General features: G+C 73.5%; 1 protein-coding gene. It reads right to left on the bottom strand.

What is annotated here, in order from left to right; translation table 11 throughout:
- A partial coding sequence (locus ACWJ6R_RS36875) for an enoyl-CoA hydratase (RefSeq protein WP_449066633.1) occupies positions 1–853 on the bottom strand: 853 nt, incomplete at its 3' end.
- Between the last annotated feature and the right edge of the window lie 230 nt (positions 854–1,083).

Here is a 1,083-nt window from a genome sequence, read left to right as displayed (position 1 = left end):
CTGCGCCGCCGGTCCCGACGCCGCCGGCGGCGGTCTTCATGCTCCGGGGGTCCATGCCGGCCAGGGCGTCGGCCGAGGTCTCGGCGTTGTGCGCGTGGGCGAGGTGGTGCAGGCCGAAGACCGAGTCCATCCCGGCGTGCATGCCCTGCAGGTCCTCGGCCTGGTTGACGGCCTTCTTGGCCAGCGCCAGGCCCAGGCGCGGCATGGCCGCGATCCGCTCCGCCAGCGCGAGGGCCTCCTCCGCCAGCCGCTCGCGGGGCACGACCCGGTTGACCATGCCCACCTCGTACGCCCGCGCGGCCGTCATGCGGTCGCCGGTGAACAGGAGCTCCTTGGCGACGCGCGGCGGCATCGCCCAGGGGTGGGCGAAGTACTCCACGCCAGGGATGCCCATGCGCACCACCGGGTCGGCGAAGAACGCGTCGTCGGAGGCGACGATCAGGTCGCAGACCCAGGCGAGCATGAGCCCGCCCGCGACGCACGCGCCCTGCACCATCGCGATCATCGGCTTGGGGAGCTCCCGCCAGCGGCGGCACATGCCGAGGTAGACCTCGGATTCGCGGGCGAAGCGGCTCTCGGCGCCCTGCCTGCCGACGTGGTCCCACCACAGGCCGGCCCTGCGCTCGAAGGAGAGGTGCGCGTCACGGCCGGGGCTGCCGATGTCGTGCCCGGCGGAGAAGTGGGGGCCCTCCCCGGCCAGCACGGCCACCTTGACCTCGTCGTCGGCGGCGGCGCGGTAGAAGGCCTCGTCGAGGGCGTAGGTCATCGCGGAGTTCTGCGCGTTGCGGTACTCCGGGCGGTTCATGGTGACCACCGCCACGGGTCCGCGCCGCTCGTAGCGGACCACGGTCATCGGGGGACCCTCTCATTCTTTCTAACAACTGTTTGGTAGAGTAAATCACGTGAAGCCGGACGAGGAGAGGGGACCGCGGCCGTGAAGCCGTCACCGTCACCGGGGCCGTCACCGGGGCCGTCACCGGGGCCGGAGCCGGAGCGGCCGGAACCCGCGGCGCCGCCGTACGTCCCGGGGCACGGCCTGCTGCGCGGCCGGGTCGCGGTGGTGACCGCCGCCGCGGGCACCGG

It is taken from the genome of Planomonospora algeriensis (assembly GCF_977012225.1).
The sequence above is the reverse complement of the archived record's forward strand: the minus strand, read 5'-3'. Positions and strand labels throughout refer to the sequence as shown.